We start from the raw sequence: 14724 nt of genomic DNA on the forward strand, positions 1-14724 counted from the left end.
AAAAATTCCAAACAATAAAATATAATTTATAAAAAAGTTATTTTAATAATTTTCACATTTTATAATATCTTAAATATAAGTAGCCTTCTATTAAAGAAGGCTACATTTTTGATCACATGTTTATAAGATATGGTTTATTTTCTCTTAAACATCTATTGTATTCAATCTCCTTTTGAAGTGCTGTTTTCGTTGTTGCCCCTCCATAAGAAGAATGATAGCATTGACTATCTTTATGACCCATTTGTGAGTGATTAGCACACGCAGTAAGAAATAACGATAGTAATAAGGTATATCTAAAATCTAATATTGACATTAATACCGCCACCAGTTATTTTGTTACCTCTAAATCTATCTTTTTGGAAATCAACTGATGGTGTTACTGAAATATTTTTTGTTGGATTAAATGTGTAACCAGCATTAATATTCATATGAGTACCCCAGTTTCCTCTTCCCCCTCCACCAGAGAAATTAAATCTACCACCACTTACAGCAAGTATTTCTAAATGATTCAAATTTTTCATAAAATTACTCCTTTTGAATTATTTTTAACTAATAGTCTGAATTGCTTCAGCAAGAGCATAGTAACAAAACCCAACCAAAAAAAAACTTGACAAAGATCAAAAAAAACACATCTTTTTACATTTTATTTATGCTTTTTGTTAAAAGATAGGATAAATAATTAAGAAATGCAACATAAATTATATACATAACAAAACCATATATACATATATATAAGAATATTTAGGTTACTCCTATTTTTTGCTTATCTCCATTTTCTATCAAACTATTATACTCTAATTAAATTGTCAAAGATTTTTATGTATTCTATATCATAGCATATTATTGCAAATTCAAAACAAGGAATTTCAATACATAGCTTAACCTATACCAAAAGAATGTTCTAGGCTAGTTAGTTTAAATCATAATAAACTACAAATCCATTTTTATTAACATTCTTATTCATTCTATCCAATGTATCAGGCATTTGCTTTTCTGCATTTTAATAAATGTTTCAAACAATGGTTCAAATCTAAATTTACCGATTTTCTAACAGATAAAATCTCCAGCAACAAAAACAGATATCATTTATACTCAAAAGAGGACTATTTTACAATAAATCATCAGCGTATAAAGACTAAAATAAGATATGAGAGAATAACTAATTATCTCTGGATAAACATATACTTAACTCAATTTTAGCACGCCAATATAAGATAACTGCCAAATAAGCTGAGAAACTTTATCTCGTTTATCTTCTGATACTTTTTCTAAAATATCATTTAATGAAACTTCCTGCCCCCGTTTAAGAAATTTAATAACATTTCCAAACTCTTCGTCAAGAGAAATACCATATCCATTTGAAATTATCTTATCTTCATAACCAAAGTAGTGATTTTTGGTTTTAAATGAAATTTTTTGATTTTCCGAAATAGAATTATATTGATAATTTCCTAAAGTTTCCAAATTAAGCGGTTTTTCAACCCGCTTCTGATCATAAAAATTCTCTATAAATTTGCGATAATTCTCTTTATCTTTAATATATTTTGCTGTTTGTTCTGCCAGCTGTGCTATCAACTCTTTATCTGATTCATAGTGCGATAAAGAAGCTCGAGCAATTTCTTTCTCAACCATATTTTGAGATACCCAAGTCAGATAGTTATGAGTATAAGCAGGGAAAATGCCTACAGCTAAATGCACTGTTTCTTCACCAACCGGAATAGGATCGTGCCACCAACCACGAGGGAGATAAAGAATATCACCAGCTTCAAGAACAATGTCCATATAAACATCATCAAGATTAGGAGCATATTCAGGCATATCCTTACTATGATGCATATATAACGGATTTTTAAAAGTTGGGGCATGAATAATCCAACGTTTTTTACCTTGCATTTGCACCGCAAAAATATCACGACTATCCCAATGACTTTTAAAAGACCGCTCAGTATTAAAAGCAATATATAAACTTGAAAAAATATGGCAGCCAGTAAATTGAGCTATCTCTTGAGAGAAACAATCAATACTTGGTTCATTAACAATACCATTAGCAACTAACGTTGCACCATCTCTTAAAAAGTTATACAAATGCTCTTCTTGAAATTTATAACGAATAGTACCTAGATCATTATATTCTTCTAAATAATCTTTCTTATGTACTCTTTTTCCTTTATACATTACTTTAATTGCATCTTCAGAAAGTAAATCACAACGAGGTAATACTTCATTGATAGCATTCCAAGAGAGTAAATCTTGTTGCTTTATTGCTCCTTTCATTAATAAAGGCTGTTTCTCAAAATAATTTTCACGAAATTCTTGATAAGAAATTGGAAATTGAATCTTCATTTTCATCTCCACTAGCCTTGATAATCTGTACCATCACCACAATCATAGTTTGAACCTGACTTATTATTACTGTTTCCTCGAATATCATCCCCCATACTCTTAATTATATTATCAGATATTCCTGAAACAACACCACCTATCGTAGAAGCCCCCCAAGAACCAAATTTCGCACCTATACCCCCACCTACTGCTCCTCCAGCAGCGGCTCCCAAAGCTCCTTGAAAAGTCATATTTTCTGGATTACTAATATTACTTGCTCCATAGTAGGCTGTGCCAGCTGCTGCTCCTTTTAAAGCTCCTCTTAGTATTAATCCAGAAAATCCACCATAAATAAGCTGACAATCATTAATAGTTAAATCTTTCAATTTTAATTCTCCTTTGCGTTAAAAATAAATTATCACTGGGTAAATATTAAAATAAGTCAAAAATAATTTCTCAATGTAAAAAAACAAAAAAATCAATATTACAAATAGAAACACCATTAAAAACCCTTTATCTTTTAAAAATGATTTTTTATGAAAAAAATAAAAAACAAAATAGGAAGGAGCAATAATCAACCCTAGGTGAATAAAAAGGTTTAACATTAAAATTGCTAATTCTTTCATGACTTTTCCTAAAACAAACATTATTAATTCAACAAAACATCTATTTATCAAGGATAAATATTTTCAACTTATTAAAGCGGCAAATAAAAATCAACATTCCAAAATAAAAATAAGCAACATGCACATTAAAAAATAATGATATTATTAACGACGTACAATATATAAAAATATAAAACAAAAACATATTTATGATTTTATTCGTATTTTTAAAAATAAGATTTTATATAACCTCCCTTAGGTTAAAATGAATAGAATATATTTCAAAGCATTCTAAAATATAGGTTATCTTATTCTTCTCATACGTTAGTAAGTTCATTTTTCACACCCAAATAGACCGTATTTTTTATATGGACTTTATGAAAAATAATTTTATTAGTTAACACCAATTTAACAAAAAGTCAACAAAATAAAGTAAGTCTATTTGTTTCTTGAAATGCTTCTTATCTCAAAACATTTCTTTATAATAAGTGCTTTCTTGGTAACTAAATTTTCAAAAAAATCTTAGGAATTAACTTATGCCTAACACCCAATTTCGTACCCATTTTCCCTTTTTTACCCAAGCTGAAGGCTGGACTTATTTAGACTCTGCGGCTACAACATTGAAACCAAATGCGCTCATCCAAGCAACCTCTGAATTTTACGCTTCTGCCGGTTCGGTGCATCGCAGTCAATATGATTTGCCGCAAACTCAGCAATATGAACTGGCTCGTGATTTGGTAATGAAACGCTTTAATGTGGAAGCGCGTGAAGCTGTGGTTTGGACAAGTGGTACAACTCAAAGTATTAACTTGGTTGCCTACGGATTAGAACATCAAATTGAGAAAGACGATGAAATCGTGATTTCAGTGGCAGAACACCATGCTAATTTTATTCCTTGGCAGCAGTTGGCAGAACGCAGGCAGGCCAAATTGATTGTTTTGCCGTTAAATGCAGATTATCAAATTGAACCTGAAACGTTAAAGCAAGTGTTATCGCCCAAAACCAAGATTGTGGCATTAAATTTAGTTTCAAATGTGAGCGGTGTACGTCAGCCTGTAGAAACCTTAATTCCAATAATCCGCCAGCATTCTTCAGCGAAAATCCTGTTGGATATTGCTCAAGCAGTCTGTTCGGAGCAAGTGGACGTGCAGAAACTAGATGCCGATTTCTACGCATTTTCAGCCCATAAAATGTATGGTCCGAATGGTGTTGGGGTACTGACGGGCAAATTGCAAAGTTTAGAACAAATTCAACCGCTTGTGTTTGGCGGGAAAATGTTACAAAACATCACAGAAGAAACAGGTTTAACCCTTGCAGAGCTCCCGTATAGATTAGAAGCAGGCACACCGAATATAGCCGGTATTATAGGCTTTAGCCAAGTATTGGAATGGTTGGAAACATTAGACTTTCAAGCACTCAATCAACAACTTTATAAATTGGCAGAACAGACTCGCAAGCGGTTAAATTCTTATCAAAATTTGCAAATTATCGGGCAGCAAAACACCCCGACAATCAGCTTTATTATAAAAGATCAGCACCCTGCTGATATTGCTGCCTTTTTAACCCAAAGTAAAATTGCCATTCGCTACGGTGAGCATTGTGCCAAACCTTATTTACGTTACTTGGATGAGGTCGGAACACTTCGAATCTCATTGGCTCATTATAATACTCAAGAAGATATTGAACAGTTTTTCAACGCTTTAGATTTTGCTTTAGCCATTTTACGGGAATAGCTAGAATTAAATCAAAAAATACGCATTTTTTAGTAGAACGAAAAGGCTGAATATTGTAACCTTTGCACCAGTTTTCAATTTAACTTTAATTTATCAACAAGGTGTTTTTAGATGAGTAAACAAATTAAAAAAATCGCAGTATTAACCAGTGGTGGTGATGCTCCGGGTATGAATGCGGCTATTCGTGGCGTTGTGCGTACGGCATTAAATGAAGGTTTAGAAGTTTGCGGTATCCAAGATGGTTATTACGGACTTTATCACGATAAAGTCATCCCACTTGATAGACGTTCTGTGTCAGAAACCATCAATCGTGGCGGTACTTTCTTAGGCTCTGCACGCTTTCCTGATTTTAAAAGACCTGAAGTCCGTAAAAAATGTGTTGAAACATTGAAGAAATATCATATTGACGCGCTAGTTGTTATCGGTGGGGATGGCTCTTATATGGGCGCAAAATTATTAACCGAAGAATTTGGCTACCCGTGCATTGGTATTCCTGGCACGATTGATAATGATATTGTCGGAACCGACTACACCATCGGTTATCAAACGGCATTAGAAACCGCATTAGATGCAATTGACCGCTTACGTGATACCTCAAGCTCTCACCAACGTATTTCGATTGTGGAAATTATGGGCCGCCATTGTGGTGATTTAACCTTAAGTGCTGCCTTAGCAGGTGGTTGTGAATACGTTATCGTGCCGGAAAAAGGCTTAGATAAAGAATCATTGATGAGAAGTATCGAAGAAGGCTTCCATAAAGGTAAACGTCACTCAATCATTGCCATTACCGAATTAATGACCGATGTACATGCACTTGCTAAAGAAATCGAAGCTCGCTTTGGTAATGAAACCCGTGCAACGGTATTAGGTCACATTCAACGTGGTGGTTCGCCTTGTGCGTTCGACCGTATTCTAGCCTCTCGTATGGGTGTTTATGCAGTAGAATTATTACTGCAAGGTTTTGGCGGGCACTGTGTAGGGATTCAAAACGAACAATTAGTTCACCACGATATTATTGATGCAATTAATAATATGCGTCGTCCGTTTAAAGAAGAATTGTATGAAGCCTCTAGAAAATTATTCTAACTTTTCTTAGAATTGAAAGGCGACTGTTTTAGTCGCCTTTTTTATTGATATCCGAATCAGAAGGAAAGTATGATGCTACAAGATAAACCTGTAATTTCCAACCAACATGGTGCATTAGCAATGGCAATTTTACCCTTTATTTATGCCATCATAGAAAGTCAGTTTATCCCTTTGCACATTTTTTTCGTTCTTTCGTGGTTATCACTTTACCTGTTCTCCTACCCATTTCTGGCACTATTTAGCAAAAAGCCCACCGAGCGTAATAAAAAATGGGCAAAAATCTATTTTGGGCTTAGCCTTCTTTTTGCCTTGCCAGTGATTTATACCAAACCGACTATTTTGCAATTTTTAGTTATAATTCTACCGCTTGGACTGACTCAAATTTATTATGCAAAACAAAAAGATGAACGTAATTTATTCAACGATATTGCCGGTATTTTAATTTTTGGCGTAATAGGCATGGCAAGTTTCTATTTAGTAAGCGAAAGCTATAATTTTGAAATTTTACTCCATCCAACCTTATTTTTTATCGCGACCACATTTTATGTTAAAAGTATGGTGAGGGAACGCCGCAACCCAATTTATATGGAAATAAGTATTCTCTCGCATTTATTATTGGCAATACTTTATATTATATGCTCCATGCAAGCAGTCTTTTTTGCTTATTTAATTGCATTATTCAGAGCAATTGTTGTGCCTGGCTTGGGGTGGAATGTAAAACAGATTGGAATGTTAGAATTTCCGATTGTGTTAATTTTTTTAATTAGTTTAATTTGGTAAGAAAAAAAGCCTCTGAAAATTCAGAGGCTTTTTTAAATAATTACTGAGCAGTTTTTTGGATTTTCTCACCTGCTTTCTCAACATCTTTACCCACACCATCAACAGTATTGCAAGCAGTTAAGAATGTTGCTGTTGCTAAAATTGCTAATACTAATTTTTTCATAATAGACTCCTTCTTTTTCTGGTTAGTTATGAAAACGATTCGACTATAACAACTTTGAAAATCAAATGCAACTTTAAATTTTAATAATCTAACTCATCTTTATAAAGTTCATAATCTGCTTTTAAAGCTTGAATCAGTTCGACGAAATCTTCCGGTAACGGAGCGTGCCATTCCATCAACTCGCCTGTAATTGGGTGTTCTAATCTGAGCATTGTTGCATGCAATGCCTGACGTTGAAATCCACGTAATACCGCTAAAAATTCTTCACTTGCCCCTTTCGGTGGACGAGGTCTGCCACCATAAAGCTGATCCCCCAACAACGGATGAGCGATATGAGCCATGTGTACACGAATTTGATGAGTACGTCCGGTTTCTAAACGTAAACGTAAACGTGTATAGTTACGGAAACGTTCCATAATACGATAATGTGTTACAGCAGGTTTACCCATCGGATGAACTGCCATTGCAGTGCGTTTAGTTGGATGACGAGCCATCGGTTCATCCACCTTTCCACCTTGGGTCATAATGCCACTTGCTACCGCTTCATATTCACGGGTGATTCTACGTTTTTGCAAGGCTGTAACTAAATGGGTTTGAGCAGGAATATTTTTCGCTACCACCATTAAGCCTGTGGTATCTTTATCTAAACGATGAACAATGCCCGCACGCGGCACTTCTGCAATCGGTGGGTAATAATGCAATAACGCATTTAATACTGTGCCGTCCGGATTGCCGGCTCCCGGATGAACAACTAAATCTTTTGGCTTGTTAATCACTAAAATATCATCGTCTTCATAAACAATATTTAATGGAATATCTTGTGGTTCAAAACGGATTTCTTCCTCAATTTCAGCTGCAATTTCAACACTTTCTCCACCAAAGACTTTTTCTCTTGCTTTGTTGACAATATTACCGTTTACTTTCACTAAATCACTTTCAATCCAAACTTTAATGCGTGAGCGGGAATAATCCGGAAAAAGCTGAGCGAGAGCCTGATCTAAACGAGCCCCTAATAAATCTGCAGTAACTTCCGCTTTTAAAATCATTTGTTGAGTCATTAAATAATAAATCCTAATTAGTCATTTGCTTACTTGCTTGATGTTATATAAAATAGAGATGAACTTCATAAGTTATTCTTAGTCTGAGGACATTGTACATGAACTTTCTGTTCCAGACACTTTTTATAGGTAAAACATATGCGTAAATTTAAATCTCTTGCCGCTTTAGTATTAGCAGGGCTTATGGTCGCCGGTTGTTCGAGTTCTAATAAAGAACTTGAAACATCCCCTGTTCAAGATCTTTATAGCAAAGGCCAAAATTATTTACAAGATGGTGATTATAACTCTGCCATTCGCTATTTAGAAGCTGTGGGTGCTAAAGGTGGTCAATATACAGGTATTGGGGAGCAGACTCAATTAAGTTTAATTTATGCACAATATAAAGTGGGTGAATATTATAAAGCCTTAGATGCTGCAGAGCGTTTTGCTCGCTCCTACCCGAATTCAGCAAACATGGATTATGTATTCTACTTAGCAGGTCTTTCTAACGCACGTTTAGGTGATAACTTTATTCAAGATTTCTTTGGCGTAAACCGAGCTTCTCGAGCTGTTGACAACGTCCGTAATGCTTACGGTAACTTCCAAACTATCGTGCAACACTACCCTCAAAGTCAATATGCTCAAGATGCCCAGAACTGGATGAACTACTTATTCAACCGCCTAGCTGAACATGAATTATCAACAGTAAAATTCTACGATAAACGTAACGCCTACGTGGCCGTCGTAAACCGAGTTGAAGAAATGTTACGCTTCTACCCAAATACTATGGCTACTAAAGAAGCACTTCCATATTTAAAAGAAGCATTTAAGCAAATGGGAATTCAAGACTCTGAGCAAAAAACGGATGCTTTAATTCAAGAATACGAAAACAAAACCTTACCAAATCCTGAAAAACCGAAATACGGCGAGCAATTTTAATCAGGCATAAGATAATTTCAGGGGGCGAGTATTCGCCCCTTTTAGTCTCATTAATTTAAAAATTAACTTAAGGAAATCATGCGAATTTTAGGTATTGAAACCTCTTGTGATGAAACAGGGGTTGCAATTTATGATGAAAAAAAAGGCTTAGTTGCCAATCAACTCTATAGCCAAATTGATATGCACGCAGATTATGGCGGTGTTGTGCCGGAGCTTGCCTCTCGTGATCATATCCGAAAAACACTACCTTTAATTCACGAGGCTTTAAAAGAAGCAGGGCTTAGCCCTACTGATATTGACGGTATTGCCTACACCGCAGGGCCCGGATTAGTTGGTGCCTTACTTGTTGGAGCAACCATAGCGCGCTCCCTTGCTTATGCATGGCAAGTACCGGCTCTTGGTGTTCATCACATGGAAGGGCATTTACTCGCCCCAATGCTTGAAGAAAATGCACCCGAATTCCCTTTCGTTGCATTACTGATCTCCGGTGGCCATACTCAATTAGTCAAAGTTGATGGGATTGGTCAATATGAATTGCTTGGGGAATCTATTGATGATGCTGCCGGTGAAGCATTTGATAAAACCGGAAAACTATTGGGTTTAGACTATCCGGCAGGAGTAGCAATGTCAAAACTTGCCGAATCAGGTACCCCTGAGCGTTTTAAATTTCCACGTCCAATGACTGACCGCCCGGGTTTAGATTTTAGCTTCTCCGGCTTGAAAACCTTTGCTGCAAATACCATTAAAGCGAATCTGAATGAAAATGGCGATCTAGATGAACAAACTCGTTGTGATATTGCTCATGCATTCCAACAAGCTGTTGTCGATACTATTTTAATCAAATGCAAGCGCGCTTTAGAGCAAACCGGTTATAAACGGCTAGTAATGGCAGGTGGAGTAAGTGCAAATAAGCAATTAAGAGCAGATGTTGCCGATATGATGAAAAAATTGAAAGGCGAAGTTTTCTACCCTCGCCCACAATTTTGCACCGATAACGGAGCCATGATTGCCTATACCGGCTTTTTACGCTTAAAAAATGGCGAACAAACCGACTTAAGCGTAAGCGTAAAACCACGCTGGACAATGACGGAACTTCCCTCAATCAAATAATCGCAAGCGGTCAAATTTGTAAAATATTTTGCAAATCTAACCGCTTGTTCCCTAAATATTTTGGAGAATAAAATGAACACAGCACAATTTCACCAAGCCGTAGAGCAAGTATGGCAACAAATTGAAGAAAAAATCGATGAAGAAGGTTTATCAGTTGATACTGAAATTCAAGGAGCGGTCTGTACTTTGACCTTTGATGACGAATCACAAATTATCATCAATAAGCAAGAAGCAATGTTGGAGTTATGGCTTGCCAGCAAATTAGGCGGGTTGCACTTTAAAAATATTGATGGCGAATGGGTAACCGCAGAGGGCAATAGTTTTTGGCAACATTTAGAAGAAGCTTTTAAAAGACATGGAGAAAACATCTCTTTTTAATATTAAGCACCCTTAGATCTCATCTACCCCTCTTTACTTAAAGAGGGGAGTTTTTTTACACAAACAATATAGCAAATGAATACCACTGCAATTTCTGTTTTAAATAATGTTTTTGGTTACCAAAAATTCCGAGATGGGCAAGAAGAAGTCATTAATGCCGTTTTGGACAAGCGCGATTGCTTGGTCATTATGACGACAGGTGGTGGAAAATCTCTTTGCTATCAAGTGCCTGCCCTCTGCTTGGAAGGCATCACCCTTGTGATCTCACCACTGATTTCGTTAATGAAAGATCAGGTTGATCAGCTCATTACTAACGGTATTGAAGCTGCTTATCTCAATTCAACTCAAAGCATTGAAGAACAGCAGCAAGTCGAGCAAAAAGCCTTATCCGGACAATTAAAACTCCTTTATCTTTCACCGGAAAAAGTAATGACGCAAGGCTTCTTTCAGTTTATTTCACTATGTAAAATCAGTTTTATTGCGGTGGATGAAGCTCATTGCGTTTCCCAATGGGGACATGATTTCCGCCCCGAATATACTTTACTTGGTAGATTACGTAATACTTTTCCAAATGTACCGTTAATGGCCTTAACCGCCACGGCAGATCCTACAACTCGGGCAGACATTCTGCACCATTTACGCTTACAACAGCCACATATTTATTTAGGTAGTTTTGACCGCCCCAATATTCGCTATACGGTGCAAGAAAAATTCAAACCGTTAGAACAGCTAGTGCAGTTTATCCATAAACAGCAAGGTAAAAGCGGTATTATTTACTGTAATAGTCGTAAAAAAGTCGAAGAGATTACCGAGAAGCTCTCCGCACGCAAAATTAGCGTTATGGGTTATCATGCCGGTATGAATTTTGAACAACGTGAATTAGTACAAAATGCCTTTCAGCGGGATAATATCCAAATTGTAGTGGCAACCATTGCCTTTGGAATGGGAATAAATAAATCGAATGTTCGTTTTGTAGTGCACTTTGACTTACCTCGCTCCATTGAATCTTACTATCAAGAAACAGGGCGAGCAGGGCGAGATGATTTACCCTCAGAAGCCGTTCTTTTCTACGATCCAACTGATTATGCTTGGCTACAAAAAATACTACTGGAAGAACCGGAAAGCGAACAACGTAATATTAAACAGCATAAACTACAAGCCATAGGAGCATTTGCTGAATCACAAACCTGTCGCCGATTAGTCCTACTTAACTATTTCGGTGAGCATAAGCAAGAAGCTTGTAAAAACTGCGATATCTGTTTAGACCCTCCGCAGAAATATGATGGCTTACTCGATGCGCAAAAAGTCATGTCTGTGATCTATCGTACAGGTCAAATTTTTGGTCAACACCATGTAATTGCTGTATTGCGCGGTATGAATAATCTTAAAATTCGTGAACATAATCACGATACCCTATCTGTTTACGGTATCGGCAAAGAGCAAAGCCAAAATTACTGGTTGAATGTGATTCGACAGCTCATTCACTTAGGGCTAATTTATCAAAATATTGCTAATCACTCTGCACTACAACTTACAGAAAGTGCCAGAGCCTTTTTACGTGGAGAGAAACCTCTACAACTGGCATTACCACGTTTAGGTATTTCAGCTACGGCATTCGTTCAAAAACAAACCAGCCAACGTTATGATAAAGATCTCTTTGCTCGGTTACGCTTCCTACGGAAACAAATTGCGGATAAAGAAAATATTCCACCCTATATTGTTTTCAATGATGCGACGTTACAAGAAATGGCAGAATTTTTGCCTACCTGCAAAATAGAAATGCTAGAAATAAACGGTGTTGGTGAAAGGAAATTTGAGCGTTTTGGTGAGGCTTTTATGACCTTAATCAAAGAACATCAAAATAACCGAAAATAGGCTGCAAACTAAGCATTGATTATTGCATATAGTTTGAAAATCCTATAAAATTCGCCCGTTTACCTGTTTTCTATACAGATAAAAACGAGCACTATAACAATATATATCGTCTGCTATGCACTCGATTTTAACCAACCTAGAAGGAATTATACTATTAAACCTGTAAAACGTGTTCAGACAAATCGTGCCCACCGTCTTAATGATGAAATCCGTGGCGTGAAAGAAGTTCGCCTAACCGATGAAAATGGTGAACAAGTTGGTATCGTATCAATTCAAGAAGCATTAGCAAAGGCTGAAGAAGCTGAGTTAGACTTAGTTGAAATTAGCCCAAATGCTGAACCACCGGTTTGTCGTATTATGAACTATGGTAAGTTCATCTACGAAAAAGAAAAAGCTGCAAAAGAGCAAAAGAAAAAACAAAAAGTTATCCAAGTGAAGGAAATTAAATTCCGTCCAGGTACTGATGAAGGCGATTATCAAGTGAAGCTTCGCAGTATCATGCGTTTCTTGGAAGACGGCGATAAAGTAAAAATTACCGTGCGTTTCCGTGGTCGTGAAATGGCCCACCAAGAAATTGGTATGGACGTATTAGAGCGAGTAAAAGCCGATACAGCAGAAGTCGCAATGATCGAGTCCGCACCAGGCAAACTTGAAGGCCGTCAAGTGGTAATGGTTATCGCACCTAAGAAAAAATAATCCGATCTCATATAAAGCACATAATTTTTATGTGCTTTTTTATCAGGATAATCCATCATTTCTACTTGCATAGCGGTCATATTTTCGCTAAAATTCGCAAGCTTTTTTTAAGCATCTAAGCAGACAGGCAGACTCAGCAGCCTGATTTGCTTTGAAATAGCAATGTCAATTGCACAGGAATGTGATTAGTGCTTCCAAGAGATTTCCATATAGACGAATGATTATTCGACCTCAGAATGTGTAATCCGCCTAATGACAATGAAGTAAACTTAAACAATGCGGAGTTTTTAAAACAATGCCTAAAATTAAAACAGTACGTGGTGCTGCGAAGCGTTTCAAAAAAACAGCTTCAGGCGGTTTCAAACGTAAACAATCTCACTTACGTCACATTTTGACTAAGAAAACCACTAAACGTAAACGTCACTTACGTCACAAATCAATGGTTGCGAAAGCTGACCAAGTATTAGTAGTAGCTTGCTTACCATACGCATAAGCCTTTTAAGGTTGCGTAGATAAGTACGGACGTACGGATTAGTTAATTTTTAGTTTATAAATGTGGGCAAATGCCCAAAGACAATTTAGGAGATTAAATAATGGCTCGTGTAAAACGTGGTGTTATTGCAAGAGCACGCCATAAGAAAGTTCTTAAGGCTGCTAAAGGTTATTATGGTGCGCGTTCACGTGTTTATCGCGTTGCGTTCCAAGCAGTGATTAAAGCTGGTCAATATGCTTACCGTGACCGCCGTCAACGTAAACGTCAATTCCGTCAATTATGGATTGCTCGTATCAACGCGGCAGCTCGTCAAAACGGTTTATCTTACAGCAAATTCATCAACGGCTTGAAAAAAGCGTCTGTTGAAATTGACCGTAAGATCTTAGCTGACATCGCTGTATTCGACAAAATTGCTTTCGCAGCACTTGTTGAAAAAGCAAAATCTGCTCTTTAATTTAAAGAATAGAGATGAGGACGCCCTTAATAGGCGTCCTTTTTTATTATAAAATAGACTATTTTCATGAATTAAATTCCAAATAAGCGGTCAAAAAGCTGATATTTTTTGCAAATGAGGGAAATATGAAAAAACTGATTTTAATTACCTTACCAGCAATGCTAACAGCTTGCTCAACACCAGTTCAACAAAGTAGTGTGCCAATGGATATGCAAGCAGTTGCAGATTACCAACAACGTATTATCACCAAACAAACGGTTAATCCAAATGAGAAACCAAATGACGAGCCGTTAAACCAAAGTGATAAACGAGCTAAAAGCACTGCAACACAAATTGTAAGGCCGGTCATTTATCCTAGCGTAGGCTATCATCATGGATTTGGGCGCTATCGAGGCTGGTAAAATAAGCTGATTTATTGGCAAATTTTTTGCCAAAATTGACCGCTTGTAGGCTCTGCATTTACGCAGATTCTTTCGCCATTGTATTCAAAATCAAGCTGATAAGCATGTAGGTAAACTCTATCTGCAACAGTTCCCGAATAGAGCCTATCACCTAAAATCGGGCTACCTAAGCTTTTCATCGCAACCCTTAACTGATGTGTTTTGCCGGTTTTGGGTTGTAGAAGAAAATGACGTAAAGGTGGTTCGATAGAGTAAGAAGTAAATTGTGTGACTGCGGGATTTTCTTTACTATGGCACAACTTCCATGCCCCATTACGGGATTTTTCCATATCCCCCACAATCTTGCCTTGCTTTTTCTTCGGCTTTTTATCGCTCAACGCCCAGTAAGTTTTCTGAATTTTGTGCTGCTCAAACAAATGATAAAACCGCACTGCAGCCTCTTTATTTAAGGCTAAAATCAATAAGCCGGAGGTAATTTTATCTAAACGGTGAACAAGCCAAACCTGTTCAACATTAAGCTGCTTTGCTACCTGTTCAGTTAAGCCAATCGCTTCCTCGTCTTTATGCACACTTAACCCATCAGGCTTATTGATAATAATAAAATCATGATGTTGATAACAAATCATCAATTCTGCATTCATTTTGCTATAAT

At 36.7% G+C, this 14724-nt stretch carries 17 protein-coding genes; 11 read left to right on the top strand and 6 right to left on the bottom strand.

Translation table 11 applies throughout. From position 1 onward, the window contains the following. Positions 1-293: 293 nt before the first annotated feature. The 3 genes from A4G16_RS06065 to A4G16_RS06075 form a co-directional block, all read right to left on the bottom strand. A complete protein-coding gene (locus tag A4G16_RS06065; RefSeq protein WP_165889135.1) occupies positions 294-521 on the bottom strand; it encodes a hypothetical protein in 228 nt (75 codons plus the stop codon). Positions 522-1185: 664 nt separating this feature from the next. Next, positions 1186-2343, bottom strand: coding sequence for a cupin domain-containing protein (locus A4G16_RS06070; RefSeq protein ID WP_207951332.1), 1158 nt, complete (start codon positions 2341-2343; stop codon positions 1186-1188). Between the two features lie 11 nt (positions 2344-2354). Beyond that, positions 2355-2708: a hypothetical protein gene (locus A4G16_RS06075; RefSeq protein ID WP_050436781.1), complete on the bottom strand. Its 354-nt coding sequence runs from the start codon at positions 2706-2708 to the stop codon at positions 2355-2357. A 755-nt stretch (positions 2709-3463) separates the two neighbouring features. Between A4G16_RS06075 and A4G16_RS06080 the strand changes: the two genes are divergently transcribed. From A4G16_RS06080 to A4G16_RS06090, 3 genes are all read left to right on the top strand, one after another. Further along, on the top strand, positions 3464-4660 hold the full coding sequence (locus A4G16_RS06080) for an aminotransferase class V-fold PLP-dependent enzyme (RefSeq protein WP_165889137.1): 1197 nt from the start codon (positions 3464-3466) through the stop codon (positions 4658-4660). A gap of 111 nt (positions 4661-4771) precedes the next feature. Further along, positions 4772-5746: a 6-phosphofructokinase gene (gene pfkA, locus A4G16_RS06085; protein ID WP_027074258.1), complete on the top strand. Its 975-nt coding sequence runs from the start codon at positions 4772-4774 to the stop codon at positions 5744-5746. 72 nt (positions 5747-5818) lie between these two features. Continuing rightward, positions 5819-6526, top strand: coding sequence for a YwiC-like family protein (locus A4G16_RS06090; protein WP_165889910.1), 708 nt, complete (start codon positions 5819-5821; stop codon positions 6524-6526). 40 nt (positions 6527-6566) lie between these two features. Here A4G16_RS06090 and A4G16_RS06095 read toward each other — a convergent pair whose 3' ends face one another. Next, positions 6567-6689 carry an entericidin A/B family lipoprotein gene (locus tag A4G16_RS06095; RefSeq protein ID WP_032847392.1) on the bottom strand — a complete coding sequence of 41 codons (123 nt, stop codon included), beginning with the start codon at positions 6687-6689 and terminating at the stop codon, positions 6567-6569. An 80-nt stretch (positions 6690-6769) separates the two neighbouring features. Beyond that, the gene (rluD, locus tag A4G16_RS06100) at positions 6770-7747 is read right to left on the bottom strand and encodes a 23S rRNA pseudouridine(1911/1915/1917) synthase RluD (protein ID WP_042801196.1); all 978 of its coding nucleotides are present in this window, start codon (positions 7745-7747) and stop codon (positions 6770-6772) included. 138 nt (positions 7748-7885) lie between these two features. Between rluD and bamD the strand changes: the two genes are divergently transcribed. From bamD to A4G16_RS06140, 8 genes are all read left to right on the top strand, one after another. After that, a complete protein-coding gene (gene bamD, locus A4G16_RS06105) occupies positions 7886-8665 on the top strand; it encodes an outer membrane protein assembly factor BamD (protein WP_165889138.1) in 780 nt (259 codons plus the stop codon). A 78-nt stretch (positions 8666-8743) separates the two neighbouring features. Next, the gene (gene tsaD / locus A4G16_RS06110) at positions 8744-9775 is read left to right on the top strand and encodes a tRNA (adenosine(37)-N6)-threonylcarbamoyltransferase complex transferase subunit TsaD (RefSeq protein ID WP_165889139.1); all 1032 of its coding nucleotides are present in this window, start codon (positions 8744-8746) and stop codon (positions 9773-9775) included. Positions 9776-9847: 72 nt separating this feature from the next. Beyond that, positions 9848-10153: an iron donor protein CyaY gene (gene cyaY, locus A4G16_RS06115; protein WP_165889140.1), complete on the top strand. Its 306-nt coding sequence runs from the start codon at positions 9848-9850 to the stop codon at positions 10151-10153. 75 nt (positions 10154-10228) lie between these two features. Continuing rightward, positions 10229-12028, top strand: coding sequence for a DNA helicase RecQ (recQ, locus tag A4G16_RS06120; protein ID WP_165889141.1), 1800 nt, complete (start codon positions 10229-10231; stop codon positions 12026-12028). 153 nt (positions 12029-12181) lie between these two features. After that, positions 12182-12724, top strand: coding sequence for a translation initiation factor IF-3 (gene infC / locus A4G16_RS06125; protein ID WP_165889911.1), 543 nt, complete (start codon positions 12182-12184; stop codon positions 12722-12724). A gap of 295 nt (positions 12725-13019) precedes the next feature. After that, positions 13020-13217: a 50S ribosomal protein L35 gene (rpmI, locus tag A4G16_RS06130; RefSeq protein WP_005596065.1), complete on the top strand. Its 198-nt coding sequence runs from the start codon at positions 13020-13022 to the stop codon at positions 13215-13217. Between the two features lie 100 nt (positions 13218-13317). Continuing rightward, a complete protein-coding gene (gene rplT / locus A4G16_RS06135; protein ID WP_165889142.1) occupies positions 13318-13671 on the top strand; it encodes a 50S ribosomal protein L20 in 354 nt (117 codons plus the stop codon). 125 nt (positions 13672-13796) lie between these two features. Continuing rightward, positions 13797-14072 carry a hypothetical protein gene (locus A4G16_RS06140; RefSeq protein ID WP_165889143.1) on the top strand — a complete coding sequence of 92 codons (276 nt, stop codon included), beginning with the start codon at positions 13797-13799 and terminating at the stop codon, positions 14070-14072. Between the two features lie 11 nt (positions 14073-14083). On the opposite strand, the gene A4G16_RS06145 is transcribed toward A4G16_RS06140, so the two are convergent. Next, a complete protein-coding gene (locus A4G16_RS06145; protein WP_165889144.1) occupies positions 14084-14713 on the bottom strand; it encodes a TIGR01621 family pseudouridine synthase in 630 nt (209 codons plus the stop codon). Positions 14714-14724: the final 11 nt, after the last annotated feature.

It is taken from the genome of Mannheimia granulomatis (assembly GCF_011455695.1).
Lineage (GTDB): Bacteria > Pseudomonadota > Gammaproteobacteria > Enterobacterales > Pasteurellaceae > Mannheimia > Mannheimia granulomatis_A.